Origin of the sequence: Lactonifactor longoviformis, from assembly GCF_042848515.1 — a bacterium.
Lineage (GTDB): Bacteria > Bacillota > Clostridia > Lachnospirales > Lachnospiraceae > Lactonifactor > Lactonifactor longoviformis.
This window is the reverse complement of record NZ_AP031453.1, coordinates 4467696-4492282: the sequence shown is the minus strand read 5'-3', so window position 1 is coordinate 4492282 and position 24587 is coordinate 4467696. Positions and strand designations below refer to the sequence as shown.

Below are 24587 nucleotides of genomic sequence, written 5' to 3'. Positions count from 1 at the left end.
TCCCAATGAGTAGAGGTACGATTAAAAAAGTAGCAGGGCCGCTGGTTATTGCCGAGGGTATGAGAGACGCGAACATGTATGACGTGGTTCGTGTAAGTAATCAGCGTCTGATCGGGGAGATCATCGAGATGCACGGAGATCAGGCATCTATTCAGGTATATGAGGAAACTTCAGGCTTAGGACCGGGAGAACCGGTGGAGTCTATGGAGGTTCCCATGTCTGTAGAATTAGGTCCTGGGCTTATTGCCAGTATCTATGATGGTATCCAGCGTCCATTGGATGATATTATGAAGATTTCAGGAAACAGCTTAAAGCGCGGTGTTGAGGTTGCTTCCCTGAAGAGAGATAAAAAGTGGACATTTGTTCCAGTTGCAAAACCGGGGGATGAGGTTGAAGCCGGGGATGTGCTGGGTACGGTTCAGGAAACCATTGTTGTAACACAAAAAATCATGGTTCCCTATGGGATAAAAGGTAAAGTAAAAGATATAAAAGCAGGTGAATTTACCGTAGAAGAGGTGGTTGCCACCATCGAGACGGCTGACGGAGACAAAGAGCTTACTATGATGCAGAAGTGGCCGGTTCGTAAGGGCCGTCCCTATCTGAAAAAGCTTCCTCCGGAGATGCCTCTGGTAACCGGACAGCGTGTGGTGGATACCTTCTTCCCCATTGCAAAAGGCGGTGTAGCTGCCGTTCCCGGTCCTTTCGGAAGCGGCAAGACAGTGATTCAGCATCAGCTGGCAAAATGGGCGGAGGCTGACATTGTAGTTTATATCGGGTGCGGTGAGCGTGGAAATGAGATGACCGACGTTCTGAACGAGTTCCCTGAACTGAAGGATCCCAAGACGGGCCAGTCTCTGATGGAGAGAACCGTTTTGATTGCAAATACCTCTGATATGCCTGTTGCCGCCCGTGAGGCTTCCATCTATACAGGTATTACCATTGCTGAGTATTTCCGTGATATGGGATATTCCGTGGCTCTTATGGCCGACTCTACATCCCGCTGGGCTGAGGCTCTCCGTGAGATGTCAGGACGTCTGGAGGAAATGCCCGGTGAAGAAGGCTACCCGGCTTATCTGGGAAGCCGTCTGGCCCAGTTCTATGAGAGGGCCGGACATGTAATCTCTCTGGGTAAGGATCAGAGAGAAGGCGCACTGTCTGTTATCGGTGCTGTATCGCCTCCCGGAGGTGATATTTCCGAACCTGTATCTCAGGCAACTCTGCGTATTGTTAAGGTATTCTGGGGACTGGATGCATCTCTGGCTGCAAAACGCCACTTCCCGGCTATTAACTGGCTGACCAGTTATTCTCTGTATGTGGATAATATGGAGCACTGGTTTAATGAGGAAGTTGCGGCTGACTGGATGAGCAACCGTCAGAAACTGATGGGTCTTCTTCAGGATGAGGCAGAACTGGAAGAAATCGTTAAGATGGTAGGTATGGATGCCCTGTCACCTTCTGACCGTTTGAAAATGGAAGCTGCAAGATCTATCCGTGAAGACTTCCTGCACCAGAACTCCTTCCATGAGGTTGATACGTACACATCCCTGAGAAAACAATACCTGATGATGAATCTGGTAATTGCGTTCTACGAGCAGTCAGTAGACGCGCTGGAAAAGGGTGCGTCCGTGCAGAAGCTTATCAGCATGGAGGTACGTGAAAAAATCGGACGTTTTAAATACACTCTGGAGAACAATCTGGAGGAAGAATATAAGAAAATCAGCGATGAACTGGTTACAGAGATCGCTAATGTATTAGGGAAGGAGGACTTCTAATGCCAAAAGAGTATAGAACCATACAAGAAGTTGCAGGTCCTCTGATGCTGGTGCAGGGTGTAGAGAATGTACACTTCGATGAGTTGGGTGAGATTGAACTGGCCAGCGGAGAAACACGCCGCTGCAAGGTACTGGAAATTGACGGAAGCAATGCGCTGGTACAGCTGTTTGAGAGTTCTACAGGTATCAACCTGTCTAACAGTAAAGTAAGATTTTTGGGACGAAGCATGGAGCTGGGGGTATCCGGCGACATGCTGGGCCGTGTATTTGACGGTCTGGGACGCCCGATTGATGACGGACCTGAAATTCTCCCGGATGAGAGAAGAGATATCAACGGTCTCCCCATGAATCCCGCGGCCAGAAGCTATCCTGAAGAGTTTATCCAGACAGGTGTATCTGCTATTGACGGTCTGAATACCCTGGTTCGTGGTCAGAAGCTGCCTATCTTCTCAGCATCTGGTCTTCCCCATGCCAATCTGGCAGCACAGATTGCCAGACAGGCCAAGGTTCGCGGATCAGGTGAACAGTTCGCCGTTGTATTTGCAGCTATGGGTATCACCTTTGAGGAATCCAACTTCTTCATTGAGAGTTTTAAGGAGACAGGTGCCATTGACCGTACCGTTCTCTTTATAAATCTGGCAAATGACCCTGCGGTAGAGCGTATCGCGACTCCACGTATGGCCCTTACTGCAGCAGAATATTTAGCTTTTGAAAAAGATATGCATGTTTTGGTTATCCTGACAGATATCACTAACTACGCAGATGCGCTCCGTGAGGTTTCCGCAGCCCGTAAAGAGGTTCCGGGACGCCGTGGATATCCGGGATACATGTACACTGACCTTGCCTCATTATATGAAAGAGCAGGGAGACAGAAAGGAAAGAACGGAAGTATCACTATGATACCAATTCTTTCTATGCCTGAAGATGATAAGACACATCCCATCCCTGACTTAACGGGATACATCACAGAGGGACAGATCATCTTAAGCCGTGAATTATACAGAAAAGGTATTACGCCGCCTATCGACGTACTCCCCTCTCTGTCACGTCTGAAGGATAAAGGTATCGGTGAAGGGAAAACACGTGCCGATCATGCCAACACCATGAATCAGCTGTTTGCTGCATATGCCCGAGGCAAGGACGCCAAAGAGCTTATGGTTATTCTGGGTGAGGCTGCCCTCTCTGACATGGACCTTATCTATGCCAAGTTTGCTGATGCATTTGAGGAAGAATATGTATCACAGGGGTATATGTCCAACCGGGATATTGAGGAAACTCTCCGTATCGGCTGGAAATTGCTCTCCATTCTGCCGAGAAGCGAACTGAAACGTATTGATGACAAGTTCTTAGATGAGTACTACGGTAAATTCTAATGTTTCAGGAACTACTAAGAAAGAGGTGATTGTGTGGCATCTACCCAGGTGAATCCAACCCGTATGGAGCTGACCAAGTTAAAGAAAAAACTTGTCACCGCAACCAAAGGCCATAAGCTTTTGAAAGATAAGCGTGATGAGTTAATGCGTCAGTTCATGGATTTGGTTAGGGAAAATATGGCCTTGCGCCAAAAAGTAGAAGCCGGCATCCTTTCCGCAAATAAGAACTTTGTCATTGCAAGAGCAGGTATGTCTGAGGAGATCTTAAACACAGCTCTGATGGCTCCCAAACAGGAGGTGTATCTGGAAGGCTCAAAGAAAAATGTTATGAGTGTTGATGTCCCGGTCTTTGAATATAAGACCAGGACAGCCGATGACAATGACATCTATTCTTACGGCTTTGCCTTTACCTCCGGGGATCTGGACGACGCGGTGAAGTCTCTGGCAGACATACTGCCCGATATGTTACGGCTTGCAGAATGTGAAAAGGCTTGTCAGCTGATGGCGGCTGAGATAGAAAAAACCCGCCGTAGAGTAAATGCTCTGGAACATGTAATCATTCCGGAGACCAGAAAGAATATAAAGTATATTACCATGAAGTTGGATGAGAATGAGAGAAGTACTCAGATTCGTCTGATGAAGGTGAAAGATATGATGCTGGAAGAGGCGCATCATTACAAAGAGAGAGGGTATTGATAGAATATCTTTGGCTTTGCTGGTTAGAGGATCTGCTGCTTGAAAGGGCGGCGGATCCTTTTTTAATGTCAATTTAGAGTTTGACCTCTGATGCATTAGATCTTTCAGTCGGAAGGTATGGGGTGGCTGGGGGACGGTGAGAGGAATCCCGCGGCGGCGGGCTGGAAGAGCCGGAGGAGGGAGGGCTGGGGTCCGGGGACACCTCCGTCGCGAAGATAGTCTAAGGCAAAACCGGAATCCCCGCCGGAGCACCGTTCGTATGGTCAAAGAATGCTTGATGTGCATTCTCTGCCCATGCTCACTTTTTTTCGGCCCGGACTGCCGAAAAAATCTCCTGCGGGAATCCCGGTTTTGCCTAAGACTCTCTATTCACTCCTGCGGAATCGTCCGCGGACCACAGCCCTCCCTCCCCCAGCTCTTCCAGCCCGCCGCCGCAGAATTCCTCTCACCTGGGTATGGGAAAGTTCCAGGGGGCAGGTTCACCAGAGACATTGAGCTAACAAAAATGATAACAAAGTGTAAAGTATACAACTCACGACCTTCCCCACCCGTTTTCCGTGAATGTGAAGGGAGTCTCAGCCAGGATATAGAAGGGAGCACCGGGGAGACAGGGCCAGGGGGTAGGAAAAGGTCAGGGAGGTTAAGCGGAGTGAGCCGAAGATCCAGTCCACCAGCTGATTAGCGAGGAAGGCTCTCCTGACGAGCTTAGCAGCTGGTAGGGCTTAGCTAAGGGGAACGGAGCCTCGAGCTGACCTTTTCCTACCCCCTGGCCCTGTCTCCCCGGTGCTCCCTTCTATATCCGTCCGTCTGCGATACCCTTCCCTTGACGTCTGCGACACTCCGTCCGCCGACTATATAACCTCGAACTTCACATACACAAAACCCATCATTTTTACAGATGCGGCTGAAAATACCCTTCTATTGCTGACACTGTCTGAAATGCTATAAAGGAATGAGGATCCAGTGCATGGACCTTCCGTCTCAGTTTATTGACCTCATATTTGGAGAGTACGGTCATATACACATGCATTTTTGTATGACTGTATACTCCCTGTCCGGTCCACTCGGTGCCTCCGCGGCTGAGATCCTGGGTTATGACATTTGCCACCTCCGGGTTGGAGGTTACAATAAATGCGCTTACCTTTACGGTCTGATAATGGAACCGATCCAGGGCAAAGGAGCTGGTGAAGGTGAAGATAGCGGAATATACCACAACTTCGAAGTCATAGAGAAACAGGCAGGTGGTAAATACAAAGATTGCCACGATGACTACTACCTTGCCCACGCTGAAATTAGGTCTTTTTTGGGCGAAATACATACCCAGGATATCCAGTCCGCCGCCGGAGCTTCCTTCCCGGAGGATCATGCCTGCGCCGAAGCCGGCCACAACACCGCCGATGAGACAGGCGGTCAGGGGATCGCTGATTATGGGTTCCGCGGGAACCGGAATCAGAGAGAAGAACAGGGAGATCAGGGCAGTAGTAATTACTGTTTTTACAAAGAAAAACTTGCCCAGCTTGAGGAATGCCAGAGTGAGCAGGGGAATATTTATAAGAAATAAGATAATACCAGTAATGTCGAACCCCCTGGGCAGGGCCACATGGGCATAATCCACCAGCAGAGTCCGGAGGATCTGGGCGATACCGGTGAAGTTGCCGCTGTATAAATGCATGGGGGTGATAAGCAGGTTGTAGGGGAGTACAAAGATGATGGCACCTACCCCAACCAGAAACTGTTTTTTAATAAACTCTTTCTTAGCCGTATCCATAAGCTACCTCCTAAAATGGGCCATGATTCTTTTGATATATAAGAATTATATCATGAATCATGACCCATTCATAGGCTGTTAAAATCTGGATTCGCAGCTCCCGGAAAATTTATTCCTTAGCTGCTGCGCGTGTCTTCACGGATGTCAGGCCGATAATAAAGACAAGGAACAGGCAGACACCGAAGATCAGAAAGATCTTGGTAAGAGACTCTTCCAGAGGTGCGTCACTGTTCAGGATTACGCCCGACACAGCACCGCACACGGTTCCTGCGGCAGAACCGGCGAAGATCAGCATTCCCTGGGCAGCCCCATAGTTTTCCTTTGGCATGGTGGACTGAAGGTAGGGGGTGTTCACTACCTGATCACAGGCGTATCCCGCACCGCCTATCAGTGTTGTAATATAGATAAGGATAACCGATGAGCTGGGTGTCAGGAAAAAGGCCCATGCCAGAAGCGGTATGGCTCCGCAAATCCCCATGAAGATATAGATCTTCTTGTAGTTCTTAGCGCTCTTGGATATGTACAAGCCCACAAAGGAAGCAAGCACGGCGCTGCAAATGGTCTGGGGCATGGCAAAGGTAGAGCTTACAGTTACCGATACTTTCATTACATTCTGTCCGAACAGAACAAGATAACCGCTTACCACTACTATGTACATGGTATATAGAAAGTGACAAATCCAGGCAATGCGGAACTCTTTGTATTTAAAAAGTCTTACGGAAACTACCGGGTTCTTTGCATTGTATTCAAATACGATCAGAGCAATGAAGCCTACGATCCCCAGGATTAAAAGGGCAATACCAATAGGGGAAGTTCTTGGGAAAATAACATTTCCAAAATTCAGGAAAAATACAATGGAGCAGATGCTGACTACCAGAAGGAGAAGCCCCAAGATATCAATTTTATTATTTTCAGAGACAACTCCCAGCTTTACATGCGGATAACAGGAGGCATAGAGGCAGATAACCACGATGCCAAGGGGAATTCCCACAAAAAACGGTCCCCGTACCAAACCGTTGTCCGCCAGTACCCCGGCGAGAAGAGGGCCGACAAGCTGTCCTACTGCCGCAGCAGTTGCCAGGTAGCCGATGAACTTGGGCCTTTCCTCAATGGTGGTAACGTCTGCAATCATAGAAAAGGAGGCAGAGACAAAGAAGCCGCCGCAGATTCCGGTGAGTGCCCAGAATACCATGAGAATCCAGCCGTTGGGGGACAAACCTGTAATCGCTGCACAGATTAGGAAGCCGGCCAAAGAAAAGATGGTGATCCATTTACGGCCCAAGGTATCACCAAGCTTTCCAGACACCGGGGAGGCAATCATAAGGCCTACAGAGCTGAACACCAGTACAGTAGCGTAAATATCCATGGCATTAAGTCCGCCTAAGAGCCTGGGAAGAGTCAGGCCGCAGCCCATGTTTGCAAACATGTAATTGAAATACATAATAATGGAGGCGAGGATTACCAGCCTCTTTTTCTTTGGATCTAAAACAATATTTACTTCGTTATTCATTTTAACCTCCTCTTTTAAGTAGTACCGTTAAATTAACGGGGTTTGGTTCAGCTCTCAGCTGGCTGTACATGATTCCTGGAGTGAGTAATAACTCATATGCCATATGATCAGCACCTGCATCGCCCCCCTTCGATTCTTTTCAGTCCTTTATTCAATAATTATAATCGGATTCTTATATATTCGCCTAAAATTAACCAAACACGTACTTTTGGTCAGATTCATTTTGCAGAAAACCCTTTTCTGTAAATGCAAATTTCGTTAATTGGGCAGATGTTTTATTTTTTCGGACAACAGCCTAAATGTCTGCACATAAGGAGGCGGAATGAGAACTTGAGCGACAAAAAAACATCCTCTCCAGAGTCTCTGATGTCTTACAACATAGACTCCGGTGAGGATGTCATTTACGTTTGCGGATGGGATCTGCAAACGCTTTGTATTTAATTTTAGAGTGGTCTTACAGCCGTGACTCGTAATTGCCGGATACCTCTGTAACCTGCTGGAATACGATAAAGGCCTTGGGATCGATCTCCCGTACCTTCCGCTTCAGCTGACCCATCTCATATTTAGAGATGATAGTCATAAATACGTAGGTATCCTGGTGCGTATATGTACCCTCTCCCCGCCAGGTGTTGGCGCCCCGGCCCAGGTCATGGGTGATAATGGGTCCCACATCAATATTCTTGGTGAAGATTGTTGCGGACATTTTGATATTCTGGAAATGTGTTTTGTCCAGAGCAAGGGAGCAAATAATTGTAAAAATTGCCGAAAAAATAACGGTTTCAATATTATAAAGGAAGGCGCATATCGTAAAGATAACTGCAGCCATCATCATGGTAATTTTGCCCACGCTGAAATTGGGATTTTTCTTCGTGGCATACATACCTACAATATCCATACCGCCGCAGGAACCGCCGTAACGGAGAATAATACCGCCCCCGAATCCACTGACAACACCGGCTACCAGACAGCCTGCCATGGGATCGCTGACTAAGGGTTCTGCAGATACCGGGATGATGGAGAAAAAGATAGTCATCACCGTAACATTAATGATTGTCTTGTAGAAAAAAGTTCTGCCCAGCGTTTTAAACGCCAGAACAAACAACGGTATATTGATCAAATACAGGATAATACCTGTCCAGTCGAAGGTCATCTTAATGTGTGCGTAATCTGATAAGAGTGTCCTCGCAATCTGCGCAATACCCGTGAGATAACCACTGTATAAATGCATCGGAGTGGTTATGAGGTTGTACGGAACTACATAAAGGAACACGCCGATGGTGATGATCAGCTGGTCCTTCCAGAAGTCCTTGCTCTTTAGTTCATTCATTTTCATCCTCCCAAAAAATTTTCATATACATGAAATAAATAATATAAATTTCTCCCAGCCCAATTATAGCACAAAGTATTCCCAGGGACTATACTATATATAGTAAAATATAATTATTTTTTAAGGGGAAAACAGTGTATTACGAAAAACCATTACCATTTTATATGACGTATCCGTATGCTGATATGTATGACCAGGAATGGATGCTGGAACAAGAGATGGAAAAAATGAAATCCTATTACCCAAAGAATGCAGCTATGGTACAGAAATTCGTGGAAGATGCCTGCGATAAGATAGAATATGAAGGAAGTATGATATACGATGAATATCCGGACCGGTTTATGATGAATCAAATGTGTGATCACATCTACAGCCAGGTAAAAGAAGAAAATGCACGATTGGAAATGATGGAACTGGAAAAGATACAGAAGGAAGAAGAGAAAGTAATACCTATAGAGCTTCCGGAACGGCTGAGAAGAGAGCTGGAAAGGGAGAAGGTACCCGGGGAAGATAAAATATATGAAGAAAATAAAAGGTATGAGGAAGATAAAATGCCTGAGGAGGAGCCGGAAGAGGATATGCCAGAGGATCCGGGATATGGCCAGGAGAAGATAAAGAAGATTGAAAAAGATATGGCTGAAAAAATGCAGACGCAGGAAATTACAGATCGGGCGCTGAGGGAACTGGTACAGGTTTTATTCTTTAACGAAGTGTACAGAAGACGCTGCAGAAGACGCAGATGCAGACGTTATTTTTAGGAATATTGGGTCTTGTGGTTTATCTTTAAAACCTTTACAATAATATCATGAATGAGCCGTGAGTTTTTCTCACGGTTCTTCTGAAGTGACAATAGGACAAACTCTCGCAGATGGAGATTATTATATGACAGATTTAATAGAATTTTTAAATAGATATGTGGAACAGGGGCTGCATCAGATGACGATCAGCGGTCCAAGGAGTAAAGAAGGGATTCGTAAGATTAAGATACGTCCGGTTATGTTGAAAGGCCAGCTGAAGTACCAGGTGTCTGAGTCTCTGGGACAAAAGGAGCTGCACCATAATTATAGGAAGGAAGAATTGATTTCCTATGTACAGCAGAAGATGGAAGGGCAGTTCCGGCAGCTCCAGATGGAGAGCAGCAGTGCCCGGGGAAACGTACTGGTGAGCAAAAAAGGGAAAATGACGATCCAGGTGAAGGGGAGGCAGGGCTCCTGCAGCAAACAGGAGAGTTCCCTGGAGCATAACCGCAGAAAGAAATATCTTCTCCGGGAAGGAATTCCTGTACCGTTTTTAATAGACTTGGGGGTTATGAATCAGGAGGGCAGGATACTCAAACCCAAATACGATAAATTTAAGCAGCTGAATCGTTTCCTGGAATTTATTGAGGATGTCCTTCCGGAGCTTGACCGGGAGAGAGAGATTACAGTCCTGGATTTCGGCTGCGGGAAATCTTATCTGACCTTTGCCATGTATCATTACCTGAGGGAATTAAAAGGGTATGATGTAAAGATTATAGGTCTGGATCTGAAGGCGGATGTGATAGAGACCTGCAGCGGCCTGGCCAGAAAATATGGGTATGAGAAACTCCAGTTTCTGCAGGGGGATATTGCTTCCTACCAAGGGACCGGCCGGGTGGACATGGTTGTGACCCTGCATGCCTGCGATACTGCCACGGATTACGCATTGGCCAAAGCGGTAGCATGGGATGCCTCTGTCATTTTGTCAGTTCCCTGCTGTCAGCATGAGCTAAACGCCCAGATATCCAATGAAATACTGGAACCGGTATTTTCTTACGGGATTTTGAAGGAGCGCTTTGCTGCGATCCTCACCGACGGACTCAGGGCCAAAATCCTTGAGAGCCAGGGGTACGATACGCAGATACTGGAGTTTATCGATATGGAACATACCCCCAAGAACCTGCTGATCCGGGCGGTAAAGCGCTCTAAGGGAAATAAACAGGGGAACCAATACCGGGAATGTATGGAATTCTTCCATGCCAGGCCCACTCTGGAGCATTTGCTGTGTGCAGGAGAGGAGGCCGAAGATGAAGCGAATTCTTACTAAGATTGGCATTTTGGCTGCTGTGTTTGTAGTTGCCGTACTGGTCATAAGCAGCAGAATGAACAAACAGACAACGGACAATAAAACAGATTTGGAGCCTGCCAGCCTGCCCGTGCTGTCGATGGAGATTGACGGCAATGAGCTGAATCAGCTGCTGGGATATAAGCAGGAGATGCAGGTGGACTTTATGCGGGACAGTCTGACCCCCATTGATACGGATAAAGAGATTACGCTGGCAATTACTCCCTTCGGTCACAAGATTAAAAGTGTGGCCTACGAGGTGCGTACCTCAGACGGCAGTAAGGTGGTAGAGAATGCAAAGATAAAATCATTCTCAAAAGAGGAAAATACGCAGAAGGCTACGTTTGCCATACAGCAGCCCATCCGGATGAACCAGGAATATTCTCTGAGATTTGCGGTGGAGACAGATAAGGAGACAGTGTATTATTATACCAGGCTGATACAAAGAGCAGGGCTGAATACCGACAAATATCTGGAATTTGCGGAGACGTTTTACCAGCTGTGTCTGGATAAGAGTTCCCAGTCAGAATTGACCAAATACCTGGAGACGGACAGCTCTATGAACAGTCAAAGCTATACGGAGGTAAATATTAAGTCTACCAATGATATGGTGAGTTGGGGAAAACTGGAGCCTCAGCTGTACCGGAAAGGAATTCCAACCATTAAGGACATTAATGAGACTACCGGGAGCATTTCTATTGAGTATATGATTTCATCCAAGGATGAGGAGGGGAACCAGGAGCTATACCATGTGACAGATTTTTACAGGATGCGGTATACGCAGGCCAGGGTGATGCTTCTTGACTTTGAGCGTTCTGCAAGGCAGGTGTTTGACGGGAATCTGCCCGTGATAACTAAGGATGGGATTAATCTGGGCGTGGCCTCCAAAGAGGTACAGCATGTGACGAACCAAAATGCAGACATTGTGGCTTTTGTTCAGGAGGGAGAGCTTTGGAGTTATAATAAGACGGCCAATAAGCTTACGAGAATACTCAGTTTCAGAGAGGACGGAGAATCCGATATCCGATATGAAAGTACTGCCTATAATATGAAGATTATCCGTGTGGGCGAGACTGGTGATGTGGATTTTGTGCTGTACGGTTATATGAGCAGGGGCAGCCATGAAGGTGTTGTGGGGACAGGCGTCTATCATTACAGCAACGATCAGAATGTATTGGAAGAGAAATTCTTTCTTCCAACCACGCAGTCCTATGAATTTTTAAGGAAGGATCTGGAGAAGCTATCCTATATCAGTACTCAGGATCAGCTGTATCTCCTTCTTGAGGGCAGTCTGTACCGGTTTGACACGCAGAGTAAGGAATACGAGGTGCTGAAATCCGGAATTCCCAAGGATGGGTTCTATGTTTCGGCGACAAACGCTCACGCTGCCTGGATGGAGGGAAATGATGCAAATAATACAACACAGATTACGGAGATAGATTTTGAGTCAGGGGAAACCAGAACGATTGCCGCAGCAGAGGGAACCAGGCTGAGAGCGGTAGGATTTATCAATGAGGATCTGGTTTACGGAATTGCCAATGAGCCGGATATCCTTACGGATGCAACCGGAAATATTCAGTTTGCTATGAATGAGGTTAGGATTGAAAGTTTTGACGGCACCCTGGTAAAGAATTACCAGCAGGATGGGGTGTATATCCTGGGGATAACTCTGCAGCAGGGTCTGATTGAGCTCTCCAGGGCTAACTGGCAGGACGGAGCTTATGTGCAGATTAACAGCGACCACATTATGAACAATGTGCAGCAGGAGGAGAAGGCAATCACCGTGAATGCCAAAGTGACAGAGCGGCAGGGAATGCAGATACGGCTGAATTTCAGCACCAGTATCAGGGATAAGAATCCCCTGGTAATGGTTTCAAAGATGATGGAAAGCCAGGAAAACCGGACTCTAAATATGGAAGTTGAAAAGACGGAAGACGGTCAGGCATACTATGTGTATGCGAAAGGAAAGCTGGACAGTATTTTCACCAGGCCAAATGAGGCCATAGTAAGGGCAGATGAACAAACCGGGGTGGTTCTGAACCGTGCGCAGCAGTATGTGTGGGAAAGAGGAAACCTGAAAACAAGGGTTACGATAGAGCTGGGAGATATACCGGAGGTATTTAAAACAGGAGAACTGGATACTGACGCTCTTGCAGAAGGGCTGGGCGGTTCCGGCACTGTGCTTAATCTCACCGGCTGTTCCCTGCAGAGTATCCTCTATGAGGTGAGCGCCTCCCGCCCGGTTATCGCTAAGATCTCAGATACAGAATCTGTTCTCATCATAGGATACGACCCCTATAACACGATTCTTTACAATCCTGTTACCCAGGAAACCTACCCCTATGGTCTGAATGACAGCACTGAGCTGTTCCAGAGTGCAGGCAACGTATTTATCAGTTATATAGAATCCATAGATTAATCAGTAACAGGAGGACGCGATGGACGAGAGATTAAAAAAACTGGCCAGAGGGCTGGTACAGTATTCCTGTCGGGTACAGGAGAATGAAAAGGTTTATATCCACTATATCGGAGAGGAGACCGGGGAGCTGGCCAGACAGCTGGTGAAAGAAGTATATGCCGCCAAGGGAATTCCGTTTGTACACTATACGGATCCCCGCCTTCAGAGAGAGATTCTTCTCTCTGCTGCAAAGGAACAGATGGAGCTGATGGCAAAGGTGGATGCTCTGGAAATGTCAAATATGGACTGCTATATCGGAGTAAGAGGCAGTGACAACGTATCTGAGCTGTCAGATGTGCCGCCGGAGAATATGAAGCTGTATGAACAGTATTATTCCACTCCGGTTCACCATGAGATCAGAGTGCCCCATACAAAGTGGGTAGTGCTCCGTTATCCCAATGCCTCTATGGCCCAGCTGGCCAATACCAGCAGGGAAGCTTTTGAGGATTTTTATTTTGATGTGTGTACGCTGGATTACTCCAGAATGGAAGAGGCTATGAAACCGCTGGTAGAGTATATGAACCGGACTGACCGGGTCCGCCTGGTATCTCCGGGGACAGATCTTACCTTCTCGATCAAGGATATCCCGGCGGTTCCCTGCAGCGGAACCTGCAATATTCCCGACGGGGAGGTATATACGGCACCGGTGAGAGATTCTGTGAACGGGACCATCACTTACAATACGCCTTCTCCGTATCAGGGCTTTGTGTTCGAAAATGTGAGGCTTACCTTCAGGGACGGAAAGATTGTGGAGGCAGCAGCCAATGATACCACAAGAATTAACCAGGTCTTCGACACGGATGAAGGGGCCAGATATATCGGAGAGTTTGCCATCGGGGTGAATCCTTATATTTTGGAGCCCATGAAGGATATTCTGTTTGATGAGAAAATACAGGGTTCTATCCATTTTACGCCGGGAAACTGCTACGATGAGGCGCCTAACGGAAATGAGTCATCCATCCATTGGGATATGGTACTGATTCAGAGGCCGGAATATGGCGGGGGTGAGATTTATTTTGACGATGTGCTGATCCGCAAGGACGGAAGATTTGTAGTGCCGGAGCTGGAGGGACTGAATCCGGAGAACTTAAAATAAATATAACTTTGCATCCGGGGTACATTTGCATTACAGGCAAGGTTTCCGGACGCAGAGCGGGAGATCCGCCGGGGGCGGTGCCGAAGCAGCTGAGGTGCGACGGCACCGCCCTTTCTATGCGGGTTTCCTGTTATTGAGAGATAAAATAGATTTCAGATGCAACAAAAGGAAGTATGGCGGACACTGTATCTATGAATTCGAACTTCAGATCAGCATCTGAAGCAGGGTACCAGTGAAGGTGAAATCCATGGATGAGAGGTGAGGAGATGGGAGAATACGGTGAATTGGCCCGAAAAGCAAGGGAAAGGGATCCCAAAGCTTTCGCCGGTTTGTATGAGATGGTTTATCAGGATATGTATCATATGGCTCTGTATACATTGAGAAATCCCCAGGACGCAGAAGACGCTGTGAGTGAAACCGTGGCGGACGCCTATGCGGGAATTCATAACCTCCGGGATGCTGAGGCATTTCGGGGCTGGATATTTAAGATCCTTTCCAATAAGTGCAAGAGAAGACTGAAAGAATATCTGAATAAGCCGGTGGAATTAGGGGAGGAACTGACAGACTCGGTATCCCTGGAGATGTATACTCCGGATCCGGATGAGAATATGCAGGTCAGAGAGGCTTTTTTCCGGCTGGGGGAAGAGGAGAGGCTGATAGTTGCCATGAAGGTGTTCGGCGGTTATCAGAGCAAAGAGATCGGTGCCATATTACATAAAAGCCATAACACAGTACGCTCAAAGTTGAGCCGGGCGCTGGAGAAGATGCAGCGCTATCTGGATGAATAGAAAGGAGGAAGGTGACATGAATGAATTGGATTTATTAGAAAAAATCCGTCAGTCGGCCCAGGCAGATGAGATACCGGAAGAACTCCGTCCGGAAAAGATAGAGAGAAAGCTGGAATCCTCCTCACAGGGACAGAAAAGGCATGCCATACGCCGATGGGCGGCAGGCGCAGGAGCTGCCGCGTGTGTAGGACTGGCCGTATTTTCATGGTTTGTCAGCTCTCAGACGGGAGATATGAAGAACAAGATGGAATCGTCAGAATCCCAGGCTGTCACAGACTCGGCTCCCAGCAGCGGCGGGAAAGCCGATGCCGGGGCGGAGGGAGAGATTGCGGCTGTAGAGGATGTTGACAAGGTAATGGCCTCAGCTGCAGATTACCGGCAGGTCTATGATACGGTAAAGTATCCTCAGGCGGAGGCTTATCAGGAGGACCGGGGAATTCTTGGGACCATTTCCGACTGGTTCAGCGGGGGGAGTAAGTCCGATGCTGCGGAAAAGTCTGAATCTACCGCAGATACCGCAGCTGTTCCGGAGTCAGGCGCTGCCGCAAATGACCAGGCAGCCGGTGCGGATACATCCGCAGACAGTGCAGGGGGCAGTTCTTATTCTGATACGAATGTGCGGGAAGCAGGAGTGGATGAGGCTGATATTATTAAGACGGACGGAAAATACATTTATCTTCTTACCCGGCAGGGAATGCTTCAGATAGTGGAAGCCAAGGGCGGAGACATGAAACTGGCATCTTCGCTCCGGCTGGAGTCTGCGGGAGAGGGAATACAGGAGATGTATGTAGACGGGGATGTGTTAAGTGTGATAACGTCCCATTATGAGACTGCACTTTACGAAAGGGAGAAGAATACCTACGATACTCTGGAACAGGAAACCACACATTTATATACGTATGATATCTCTGACCGGACCAAGGTAAGGCAGATTGGTCATGTTTCCCAGGAGGGGTATTACCAGTCCTCCAGAAAATCGGGACAGTATGTATATCTCTTTACCAACTATTCACCGTATAATACAGAGGATCCGGAGGCAGTGGAGGAGTATATCCCCAGGGTTAACGGGGAACTGCTTCCCGCAGAGGACATTTATCTGCCCAGGGAACAGAATATATCCAGCTATATTGTAATAACCTCAGTGGATACAGAAAGGCCCGATAAAGTAAAGGATACCAAGGCACTGGTTGCCGGAAGCGATATGATGTATGTGAGCAGCTCTAACATTTATATCACCCGGCCGGATTGGTCCCAGAGCGGGAACAGAACTTCGATAGTCCGCTTTGCATATAAGGACGGAAAGATCAAGGCGGAGGCAGCAGCCTCTTTCAATGGGTATCTGAATGATTCTTTTTCCCTGGATGAATATGAGGGGAATCTGCGGCTTGTTCTCACTGCCAATGATACCCGGGGAATGGATACCAATGGACTTTACATCCTGAATCAAAAGCTGGAGGTCACAGGTAAGATTGAGAATCTGGCAGAGGGAGAACAGATAAAATCAGCGCGGTTTATGGGGGAGAAGGGATATTTTGTAACCTTCAGAAATACAGATCCCCTGTTCTCTGTGGATCTGTCGGATCCCCGGAATCCTGTGGTGCTGGGGGAACTGAAAATCCCGGGTTTTTCAGAGTATCTGCATTACTATGGAGACAATCTTCTTCTTGGCATCGGCCGGGATGCGGATCCCGAGACGGGAAAGGAGCTGGGACTAAAGCTGTCTATGTTTGATATCAGCGATCCTTCCAATGTGACGGAGAAGAGTAAAATGATTCTGAACACAGTCTCGGAGTACAGTGTGGCAGATAATTATAAAGCAATTATGATAGATCCGGAAAAGAATCTCTTTGGGTTCGCCTATACAGAAGGAAGCTATTCTTCCTCAGGTGACTATCCCGACGCATATTACGGTGTATTTTCCTACGAGGAGGGAACCGGATTTGTAAATAAACTGGTCTGGCCTCTCTATGAAAATCAGGAGGAGCACTATAGTGAGTTTAGGGATGCCAGAGGTCTCTATATAGACAATACGATCTATATTTATAATGGGAGCAGTCTGACAGCCTTTGACATGAATCAGGAGTATCGGCAGACCGGGAAATTGGAATGGTAGTTTTTATGTTAGTCCTTGCGTCATAATTTGCAATGCGATATACTAAAAGGTGGAGTAAGCCAGGGAGAACTTACTCCGCCTTAATATTATAAAAGGAGTAAGAATATGGATCTTATAACAGTAAAGGATATTTACAAAGACAGAGATAAGTACATGGACCGGGAAGTAACCCTGGGCGGATGGGTTCGAAGCGTAAGGGACTCTAAGACATTCGGATTCATTGTACTTCATGACGGTAGTTTTTTTGAGACAATGCAGATTGTATACAGCGACAGTATGGATAATTTTACCCAGATTTCTAAATTAAATGTAGGTGCGGCTATTTTGGTAACGGGAACTCTTGTGGCTACGCCTCAGGCAAAGCAGCCTTTTGAGATTCAGGCCAGGGAAATTCTTGTTGAGGGAGAGTCTGCGCCGGACTATCCTCTTCAGAAGAAACGTCACAGTCTGGAGTATCTGAGAACCATTTCTCATCTGCGCCCCAGGACAAACACATTCCAGGCAGTTTTCCGCGTGCGCTCTCTGATTGCCTACGCAATCCACAAGTTTTTCCAGGAGAGAGGCTTTGTCTATGTGCACACGCCTCTGATCACAGGAAGTGACTGTGAGGGCGCAGGGGAGATGTTCCGTGTCACCACTCTGGATCTGGAGAACCTGCCGAGAACAGAGGACGGCAAAGTCGACTACACCAGGGACTTCTTTAATAAGGAGACAAGCCTTACGGTGAGCGGACAGCTGAACGGAGAGACGTATGCCCAGGCTTTCCGCAGTATTTATACCTTCGGGCCTACGTTTCGGGCAGAGAATTCGAATACCACAAGGCATGCCGCGGAATTCTGGATGATCGAGCCGGAGATGGCATTTGCGGATTTGGAGGATAATATGGCGCTGGCTGAGGCAATGCTCAAATATGTCATCCGCTATGTTATGGAGGAAGCGCCGGAGGAGATGAAGTTCTTTAATTCCTTTGTGGATAAAGGGCTGCTGGAGCGCCTTCAGGGGGTTGTAAACGCAGATTTTGCCCATGTGACTTATACAGAGGCAATTGAGATACTGGAGAAGGTTAACGACAAATTTGAATATAAAGTATCCTGGGGATGTGATCTCCAGACAGAGCATGAGCGGTATCTGACAGAACAGGTATATAAGCGTCCTGTCTTTGTGACGGATTATCCCAAGGAGATTAAGGCATTCTATATGAAATTGAACGAGGACGGCAGAACAGTTGCAGCCATGGACTGTCTGGTGCCTGGAATCGGGGAGATTATCGGGGGAAGCCAGAGAGAGGATTCCTACGATAGGCTTACTGCCCGTATGGAAGAGCTTGGGTTAAAACCGGAAGATTATGAGTTTTACCTGGATTTGAGAAAATACGGCTCTACCAGACATTCGGGCTTTGGACTTGGGTTTGAGCGCTGTGTGATGTATCTGACTGGTATGGGCAATATCCGTGACGTGATTCCATTCCCCAGAACGGTTAATAATTGTGAGCTATAAGCCATTGTGCTTAGGAGATGAGTGATTTTACATGAAATTTATTCACATTGCAGATGTACATCTGGGGGCAGTGCCCGACAAGGGATATCCCTGGAGTGAAGAGAGAGAAAAAGAAATATGGAGAAGCTTTCAGAAAGTCATTCGTCAGGTCGGCCGCGCAGAGGCCGACCTTCTTCTCATTGCCGGGGATTTATTTCACCGGCAGCCGCTGAAAAGGGAGCTGAAAGAAGTGAATTATCTTTTTTCTACCATACCGGATACAAAGGTTATCCTGATGGCAGGAAACCATGATTATCTCAAAAAGGATTCCTTTTATCAGAGATTTCCCTGGAATCCCAACGTTTATTGTCTGTGGGGAAGAGAATGCGGAAGAGTCTGCCTGGAGGATCTGGATACTTGTATCTATGGGCTGAGCTACTACAGCCAGGAGATCCGGGAACCGCTCTATGATCTCATACGCCCTGTCAGGACAGAGGGATGTACGAATATACTTCTGGCCCACGGAGGAGACGAACACCATATTCCCATCCACCGGGAACTTTTGAAGGCAGCAGGGTTTGACTATGTGGCTTTGGGGCATATCCACAAACCTGGAAAGGTTCTGGGCCACAGGGGCGCATATGCAGGGGCGCTGGAGCCACTGGACAGAAATGATACGGGCCCTCACGGGTATATTTTGGGGGAATGCGGCAGTTCTGGAACCACCATTCAGTTTGTGCCTTTTGCCTGCAGATCTTATATTCCGCTGATTATTACGGTTTCCGAGGAAGACACGCAGCTGTCGGTAGAGGCAAAGATACGCTGTGAGATACAGGAGAATGGAAGGGACAATATTTTTCAGATTTTTTTGGAAGGGTTCCGGGATCCCGATCTGGAATTTGTACTGCCGGATCTGTATAAACTGGGAAATATTGTTGAAGTATTGGATGATACCCAGCCGGATTACGATTTTCAGGCCATCCGTGAGAAATACGGGGGCAGCCTGATTGGCGAGTATGTGGCGCATTTTATGGAAAAGGACAGAACAATTATAGAAAATAAGGCTCTGTACTATGGGCTGCGCGCCCTCTTGGGAGAAGAATAAGTGCCGGTGGAGATTATGTATGATTATAGAACATTTATGGATAAAAAACTTTGGCAAACTGCATAACAGAGAGCTGGACTTTGGGGAGGGCATTACGGTTATTTTCGGCGAAAATGAGAGCGGGAAGAGCACTCTTCACACCTTTATCCAGGGAATATTCTTCGGTATCCGAAGGATGCGGGGAAGGGCAGCAAGAAATGACGTGTACAGCCGTTTTGAACCCTGGGAGAACAGCAGCTACTATGCCGGGGGCATCCGGTTTTCCTGCGGGGGGAAAACCTTTCGGCTGACCAGGAATTTCAGCAAGGAGAGTCAGCGGGCTGAACTTATCTGCGAGGACGACGGCGAGCTGCTGTCGGTGGAGGATGGGGATCTTGGCATTCTTTTGGGGAATATCAGCCAGGTGGTTTATGACAATACCGTATCCGTGGGGCAGCTGAAGAACCAGACCGGAGAGGGGATCGTGGCAGAGCTCCGCAATTATATGTCCAATTATCAGAGCGACACAGAGGGACAGATCGATATTGAAAAGGCTGTGGCTGCCCTGAAAGAGAAAAAAAGAGAGTTTGATCAGGCAAGAAAAGAGGAGCTTAGAAAACAAGAGGAGCTACTTAACGGACTTAAGGGAAAGCTTTTATTCCTGGAGGAAGAAAGGGCGGAGCTGGAGGCCAAAATCAGTGAAGCCGAGACAAGAAGGGAAGGGCTGAGGCAGGGAGAAGGGAAAGCCGATAAAAAGGATCGGCCTTTGTTTTTGCAGGCAGAACATCGGGGGAGCATGGCCGTCCTGCTGGCAGGTGCCGTGGTTATATTTCTGAGCATTCTTCTGCTCCCGGGAATGATAGGAGAAGTGACAGGGACAGCAGCCGGCCTGGCGACTATAGGTTTTCTGTTCCGTTTTCTGAAAAAAAGTTCCCGGAACCCGAAGGAAAAGCACAATGCGCCGGAGGGGGAAGGGGAGATACAGGAAGAAGAAAAGAAACTGGACTGGAAGCTGGAACATCTCAGGGAAGAGGCGGAAGAAAAGGATACCTTCTGTGAAAATCTGAAGGAAGAATACCGGGAGCTGCTGGCCAAGCACAGCGGGGAAATGACCCCTCTCCAGGAGGAGATAGAGGGGATCGATCTGGCCATTGCCACAATACAGGAACTCTCCCGGACAATGCAGTCCAAGATTGGAAACCGTCTGAAAAACCAAACCTCCAAAATATTAGGCCAGTTAACCGGAGGCAGATATACACAGATATCCATCAGTGATGAATTCCGGATCCACCTGAATACCGGTGAACACTATACCCCTCTGGAGCAGCTGAGCAGGGGGACCATAGAGCAGGTATACTTTGCGCTGCGGATGGCAGTCTCAGATATTCTGTGCAGAGAAGAGGAGCTCCCGGTACTGCTGGATGAACCTTTTGTCATGTACGACAGCCGGAGGCTCCAAAACACGCTGAAATGGCTGTCAGAGAATAAACAGCAGGTGCTGATATTTACCTGCCAGGAAAGAGAGATAGAGGCGCTGGAAGCGCTGGGACTGGAATATCATCTGGTCAGGCTGTAAAAAGGGACAGGGCAGTATTCAAAAGGGACACCCTGGATCGAAAAGGGGACGTGTTCTTTATCAAAAGAACACGTCCCCTTTTTGCCTTTTTTAGTTTTGACAATGCCGGTTCATTAATCTGTGGATTCTTTCCACGGGATCTAACAGCTTGCTGATGGAGGCATCGTGATTGATGGTGTCTATCAGCAGAGCGATATATTTGCTCATGTCACAGTTTACATAATATGGTTTTTCCAGCAGTTCAGGTGTCTGATATACAAGGTTTGTTGTAAGGAGCCTGTCAAACAGTCCCTGCTCATATGCTTTGTCAAACTTCTCCAGACCATTTGTGAAGAGTCCAAAGGTGGAACACATGAAGATCTTACCGGCCTTTTTCTCCTTCAGCAAGGCGGCTACCTCCAGCATACTGTCCCCGGAAGAGATCATATCGTCAATGATAATCATATTCTTGCCTTTTACATCGGCTCCCAGAAATTCGTGGGCCACAATGGGATTACGTCCGTCTACGATATGAGCATAGTCACGGCGTTTATAGAACATACCCATATCCACGCCCAGCACATTGGCAAGGTAGATAGCCCTTTCCGTACCTCCGGCGTCGGGGCTTATGACCATCAGATGACCGCTGTCCAGAGGAAGCTCCGGTTCTACCCGAAATAACCCTTTCAGGAACTGGTAAGTGGGACGTACGGTCTCAAAGCCATGCAGCGGTATGGCGTTCTGGACTCTCGGATCATGGGCATCAAAGGTAATAATATTTTCCACACCCATGTTCAGCAGTTCTTTTAAGGCAATGGCACAGTCCAGGGATTCCCGTCCGCTCCGGCGGTGCTGGCGGCTTTCATACAGAAACGGCATAATGACATTTACCCTTCGGGCTTTTCCGCCCACAGCAGCAATAATACGCTTCAGATCCTGGAAATGATCGTCCGGTGACATTCGGTTGGTATATCCGCAGAGAGAGTAGGTGAGACTGTAGTTACATACATCCACCATAATATACAAGTCATCGCCGCGTATGGATTCATTGATGACGCCCTTGGCCTCCCCGGAACCGAAACGCGGGGTTGAGGAAGCGATAATATAGGAATCCCTTTCATACCCCTCAAAAGCTATGGTAGATTTCAGCTCATTCTGGCGCTCCTTTCTCCAACGTACCAGATAATTGTCTACCTTCTGGCCCAGGCTCGTACAGCTTTGCAGCGGCAGAATACCCAGCCTTCCAACGGGCAGGGTATTCAGGTTTGCATTTTCTTTCGGTGCCATCTTACTTTCCTCCTAAAAGTTTTTTTTGTATTCTGATATCTTTACCGATAAGTTTAATCATAGTGTAATTGCTGGATATCCGGGAAAAGGTTCGCTCCGAATAAGTCTCCAGAAAATTTTCTATGGAAAGATTTGTGGAGATAATGGTTGACTTTTTGCGGATGAGCCGCTCATTAATACATAAGAAGAGCTGGGAAGACACAAAACTGTTGGTTAGTTCTGTTCCCAGATCGTCAATAATAAGCAGATCACAGTCAAAAATATATTCATTCCTCTCTTCAGATTCACTGTTTCTGGAAAAGGTGTTTTTCGCAAAAAGGTCAAAGAGCTCAAAGGCCGAAAAGTACATAACACAGTATGCCCGATCGATCAATTCTTTGCTGATGCAGTGGGACAAATAGGTTTTACCCACACCTGTATCCCCGTACAGAAAAAGATTTCCAAAACTGCTGTGAAATCGGTTGATGAAATCCCATGCCTTATCCACGGCCTGATGGGCGGTCTCCAGCGAGGTAAGCCCGGTAGCCGGATTGACAAGCGTCCCGGAATAATAATCAAAGGAAAAATGATCAAAATTCTCTACTTCTAGTATATCCTTAATATTGGACTGTGTATACAGCAGATCTACAGATGCCTTTTTGAAACACGTACATTTTTCACTGCCCATGTATCCCGTATCCCGGCATAGGGGGCAGTCATAATGAAGCTCCAGGTAATCAGGCGGAAAGCCATTGGCAGCCAGGAGATTTTTTCTTTCCCGGGACAGCGCTTTGATGGCTGCGGGGAGATCAAATTCTTCCCCCGAAGATTCGCCCAAAAGCAGACGCGCCTTTTTCAGGCTTAGGGCTCCAATTTCCTGATCAATTTCAGCCAAACGGGGGATTTTGGCATATGCGCCGGCAATGTGCTCGTCCTGTATGTGCTTGTTGCGCAGCTGTCTGCGGTTATATTCCCGCATAATGGCATCGTATTGAGAGTTCTTTAACGACACGTTTTGTCTCCTTCACTTTACTGGTTCAATAGTTGTCTTTCCAATGCACTTAATTCATCTTCATCATAGTCCCGCTGATGAAAATTATTAAACTTATTCTTCGAAACATTACCGGAAGCCGGCTTGCGGGTGCTGGCCTGCGGGGGCAATGCTGCCTTATCGGCCTTGGCCTGCTGATGCCGGGTGTCCAGGACCTCGATATCCGAGACGTGGTGTACACCTTGTCTTTTCCAGCGGGCGAGAATACTGTCTGCATAGGGAAAGCTGGCCTGGTTGGTCTGAAGCACAGTGCGCTGGCAGGCCTGGGAAATAATATCCAGGGTAAATCCATAATCCTTTATCCAGAGATCCATATAGCGGATCTCTGCCTCGATGGGATTGCGCCCTTTAATTCCAAATGCTTTTAGAATAGTATAGTAATCTTTATGGTATGAGGAGGATTCTTTTTTGGCCATAGCCACAGTAGTAATATCATTCTTCGCCCAGGCAAGGGCCACCGCCTCAATGTAGTGCATACTGGCACTCCCCTTGGAGACACAGTATTCTATAAGGTATTCAATGAGATCTGCAGAAAAGTGCAGCTCATCATAAAAATACAAGATTCGTGACACATCTGTCTGAGACAGAGTTTTTCCAAGATACTGCTCTGCAATAAACAATAATTGCTTAATCTCATCATTTTCCTTCAGCTTTTTCTCCCTGTCAGAGGTAAGCTTTGCTTTTTTCGGAATTTTCTCAGCCGGGACCCGTTCTGTGGTGGCGGCAACCGGGGCAGTGATATCCTCACGGACAGCCAGGGGCTCAGAGGCAGCGGCCTGTCGCTGCAGGGGCAGAAATACAATGCCCGTAAGATTCTTTTGCTCATCCAGTGTGATGTCCAGGATTCCAGCCTTCTTCCAGTAATTCAGGGCACGGATCACATCCTTTTCTGTACAGGTAAAAGTATCCGCAATGGAAGAAAGGGTAATCGACGCATCGGGTACGGTGGCTGCCCTTAACAGATGTAGGTATATTTTTACAAACTCTCCGTTAGCCTGAGGCATATAGTCGTCCAAAAAAATATTAGAGATTACAGTAGTCTCAAGTGCAGAACGGTTATGTATGGTAATCTGACGCATAAGTGTACACATCCTTTTTTCGTGTTCACGGTGATTATATCATACTTATCATTAAATGAGAACAAGCATTTTTTTGACAGCCACTGTCTGAGT

At 47.4% G+C, this 24587-nt stretch carries 18 protein-coding genes; 12 read left to right on the top strand and 6 right to left on the bottom strand.

Features of this window, described 5'->3' with window-relative positions:
- The first annotated feature begins 5 nt into the window (after nt 1-5).
- Genes ACGHCT_RS20545 through ACGHCT_RS20535 form a run of 3 tightly spaced genes read left to right on the top strand, consistent with a single transcriptional unit; the run spans nt 6 to nt 3841 of the window.
- Nucleotides 6-1772 (top strand): V-type ATP synthase subunit A, encoded by a 1767-nt coding sequence (locus tag ACGHCT_RS20545; RefSeq protein ID WP_072854617.1) that lies wholly within the window; start codon nt 6-8, stop codon nt 1770-1772.
- A complete protein-coding gene (locus ACGHCT_RS20540) occupies nt 1772-3145 on the top strand; it encodes a V-type ATP synthase subunit B (protein WP_072854618.1) in 1374 nt (457 codons plus the stop codon). The genes ACGHCT_RS20545 and ACGHCT_RS20540 overlap by 1 nt, the downstream gene beginning before the upstream one ends.
- A gap of 33 nt (nt 3146-3178) precedes the next feature.
- The gene (locus tag ACGHCT_RS20535) at nt 3179-3841 is read left to right on the top strand and encodes a V-type ATP synthase subunit D (protein WP_072854619.1); all 663 of its coding nucleotides are present in this window, start codon (nt 3179-3181) and stop codon (nt 3839-3841) included.
- A gap of 892 nt (nt 3842-4733) precedes the next feature.
- On the opposite strand, the gene ACGHCT_RS20530 is transcribed toward ACGHCT_RS20535, so the two are convergent.
- The 3 genes from ACGHCT_RS20530 to ACGHCT_RS20520 form a co-directional block, all read right to left on the bottom strand.
- Nucleotides 4734-5609 (bottom strand): YitT family protein, encoded by an 876-nt coding sequence (locus ACGHCT_RS20530; RefSeq protein WP_072854620.1) that lies wholly within the window; start codon nt 5607-5609, stop codon nt 4734-4736.
- 109 nt (nt 5610-5718) lie between these two features.
- Entirely contained in the window at nt 5719-7119 is a 1401-nt protein-coding gene (locus ACGHCT_RS20525) for an MFS transporter (RefSeq protein ID WP_072854621.1), read from the bottom strand.
- A 454-nt stretch (nt 7120-7573) separates the two neighbouring features.
- Nucleotides 7574-8446 carry a YitT family protein gene (locus ACGHCT_RS20520; RefSeq protein WP_072854622.1) on the bottom strand — a complete coding sequence of 291 codons (873 nt, stop codon included), beginning with the start codon at nt 8444-8446 and terminating at the stop codon, nt 7574-7576.
- 134 nt (nt 8447-8580) lie between these two features.
- On the opposite strand from ACGHCT_RS20520, the gene ACGHCT_RS20515 reads away from it, so the two are divergent.
- From ACGHCT_RS20515 to ACGHCT_RS20475, 9 genes are all read left to right on the top strand, one after another.
- On the top strand, nt 8581-9204 hold the full coding sequence (locus ACGHCT_RS20515; RefSeq protein WP_072854623.1) for a hypothetical protein: 624 nt from the start codon (nt 8581-8583) through the stop codon (nt 9202-9204).
- 124 nt (nt 9205-9328) lie between these two features.
- A complete protein-coding gene (locus ACGHCT_RS20510) occupies nt 9329-10510 on the top strand; it encodes an SAM-dependent methyltransferase (protein WP_072854624.1) in 1182 nt (393 codons plus the stop codon).
- Nucleotides 10491-12947, top strand: coding sequence for a hypothetical protein (locus ACGHCT_RS20505; RefSeq protein ID WP_390437369.1), 2457 nt, complete (start codon nt 10491-10493; stop codon nt 12945-12947). Before ACGHCT_RS20510 ends, ACGHCT_RS20505 begins: the two co-directional genes overlap by 20 nt.
- A gap of 19 nt (nt 12948-12966) precedes the next feature.
- The gene (locus ACGHCT_RS20500) at nt 12967-14082 is read left to right on the top strand and encodes an aminopeptidase (protein ID WP_390437368.1); all 1116 of its coding nucleotides are present in this window, start codon (nt 12967-12969) and stop codon (nt 14080-14082) included.
- Between the two features lie 251 nt (nt 14083-14333).
- Nucleotides 14334-14870, top strand: a complete 537-nt coding sequence (locus ACGHCT_RS20495) for an RNA polymerase sigma factor (RefSeq protein ID WP_242946828.1) — start codon at nt 14334-14336, stop codon at nt 14868-14870.
- A 16-nt stretch (nt 14871-14886) separates the two neighbouring features.
- The gene (locus ACGHCT_RS20490; protein WP_072854627.1) at nt 14887-16983 is read left to right on the top strand and encodes a beta-propeller domain-containing protein; all 2097 of its coding nucleotides are present in this window, start codon (nt 14887-14889) and stop codon (nt 16981-16983) included.
- A 105-nt stretch (nt 16984-17088) separates the two neighbouring features.
- Nucleotides 17089-18480 carry an asparagine--tRNA ligase gene (gene asnS / locus ACGHCT_RS20485; RefSeq protein ID WP_072854628.1) on the top strand — a complete coding sequence of 464 codons (1392 nt, stop codon included), beginning with the start codon at nt 17089-17091 and terminating at the stop codon, nt 18478-18480.
- A gap of 31 nt (nt 18481-18511) precedes the next feature.
- Nucleotides 18512-19564, top strand: a complete 1053-nt coding sequence (locus ACGHCT_RS20480; protein WP_390437367.1) for an exonuclease SbcCD subunit D — start codon at nt 18512-18514, stop codon at nt 19562-19564.
- A gap of 19 nt (nt 19565-19583) precedes the next feature.
- Nucleotides 19584-21119: an ATP-binding protein gene (locus ACGHCT_RS20475; protein ID WP_390437366.1), complete on the top strand. Its 1536-nt coding sequence runs from the start codon at nt 19584-19586 to the stop codon at nt 21117-21119.
- 90 nt (nt 21120-21209) lie between these two features.
- On the opposite strand, the gene ACGHCT_RS20470 is transcribed toward ACGHCT_RS20475, so the two are convergent.
- Genes ACGHCT_RS20470 through ACGHCT_RS20460 form a run of 3 tightly spaced genes read right to left on the bottom strand, consistent with a single transcriptional unit; the run spans nt 21210 to nt 24494 of the window.
- A complete protein-coding gene (locus ACGHCT_RS20470) occupies nt 21210-22385 on the bottom strand; it encodes a ribose-phosphate pyrophosphokinase (protein WP_072854477.1) in 1176 nt (391 codons plus the stop codon).
- A 1-nt stretch (nt 22386) separates the two neighbouring features.
- The gene (locus ACGHCT_RS20465; RefSeq protein WP_390437365.1) at nt 22387-23376 is read right to left on the bottom strand and encodes an ATP-binding protein; all 990 of its coding nucleotides are present in this window, start codon (nt 23374-23376) and stop codon (nt 22387-22389) included.
- 17 nt (nt 23377-23393) lie between these two features.
- Nucleotides 23394-24494 (bottom strand): DnaD domain protein, encoded by a 1101-nt coding sequence (locus tag ACGHCT_RS20460; RefSeq protein ID WP_390437363.1) that lies wholly within the window; start codon nt 24492-24494, stop codon nt 23394-23396.
- Nucleotides 24495-24587: the final 93 nt, after the last annotated feature.

Excerpts from the sequence above, each read along its gene's own strand:
- ACGHCT_RS20530 (WP_072854620.1), bottom strand. The coding sequence starts at position 5,609 with ATGGATACGGCTAAGAAAGAGTTTATTAAAAAACAGTTTCTGGTTGGG.
- ACGHCT_RS20505 (WP_390437369.1), top strand. The coding sequence starts at position 10,491 with ATGAAGCGAATTCTTACTAAGATTGGCATTTTGGCTGCTGTGTTTGTA.
- ACGHCT_RS20540 (WP_072854618.1), top strand. The coding sequence starts at position 1,772 with ATGCCAAAAGAGTATAGAACCATACAAGAAGTTGCAGGTCCTCTGATG.
- ACGHCT_RS20490 (WP_072854627.1), top strand. The coding sequence starts at position 14,887 with ATGAATGAATTGGATTTATTAGAAAAAATCCGTCAGTCGGCCCAGGCA.
- asnS (WP_072854628.1), top strand. The coding sequence starts at position 17,089 with ATGGATCTTATAACAGTAAAGGATATTTACAAAGACAGAGATAAGTAC.
- ACGHCT_RS20525 (WP_072854621.1), bottom strand. The coding sequence starts at position 7,119 with ATGAATAACGAAGTAAATATTGTTTTAGATCCAAAGAAAAAGAGGCTG.
- ACGHCT_RS20520 (WP_072854622.1), bottom strand. The coding sequence starts at position 8,446 with ATGAATGAACTAAAGAGCAAGGACTTCTGGAAGGACCAGCTGATCATC.
- ACGHCT_RS20500 (WP_390437368.1), top strand. The coding sequence starts at position 12,967 with ATGGACGAGAGATTAAAAAAACTGGCCAGAGGGCTGGTACAGTATTCC.
- ACGHCT_RS20460 (WP_390437363.1), bottom strand. The coding sequence starts at position 24,494 with ATGCGTCAGATTACCATACATAACCGTTCTGCACTTGAGACTACTGTA.
- ACGHCT_RS20470 (WP_072854477.1), bottom strand. The coding sequence starts at position 22,385 with ATGGCACCGAAAGAAAATGCAAACCTGAATACCCTGCCCGTTGGAAGG.
- ACGHCT_RS20510 (WP_072854624.1), top strand. The coding sequence starts at position 9,329 with ATGACAGATTTAATAGAATTTTTAAATAGATATGTGGAACAGGGGCTG.
- ACGHCT_RS20475 (WP_390437366.1), top strand. The coding sequence starts at position 19,584 with ATGATTATAGAACATTTATGGATAAAAAACTTTGGCAAACTGCATAAC.
- ACGHCT_RS20545 (WP_072854617.1), top strand. The coding sequence starts at position 6 with ATGAGTAGAGGTACGATTAAAAAAGTAGCAGGGCCGCTGGTTATTGCC.
- ACGHCT_RS20495 (WP_242946828.1), top strand. The coding sequence starts at position 14,334 with ATGAGAGGTGAGGAGATGGGAGAATACGGTGAATTGGCCCGAAAAGCA.
- ACGHCT_RS20480 (WP_390437367.1), top strand. The coding sequence starts at position 18,512 with ATGAAATTTATTCACATTGCAGATGTACATCTGGGGGCAGTGCCCGAC.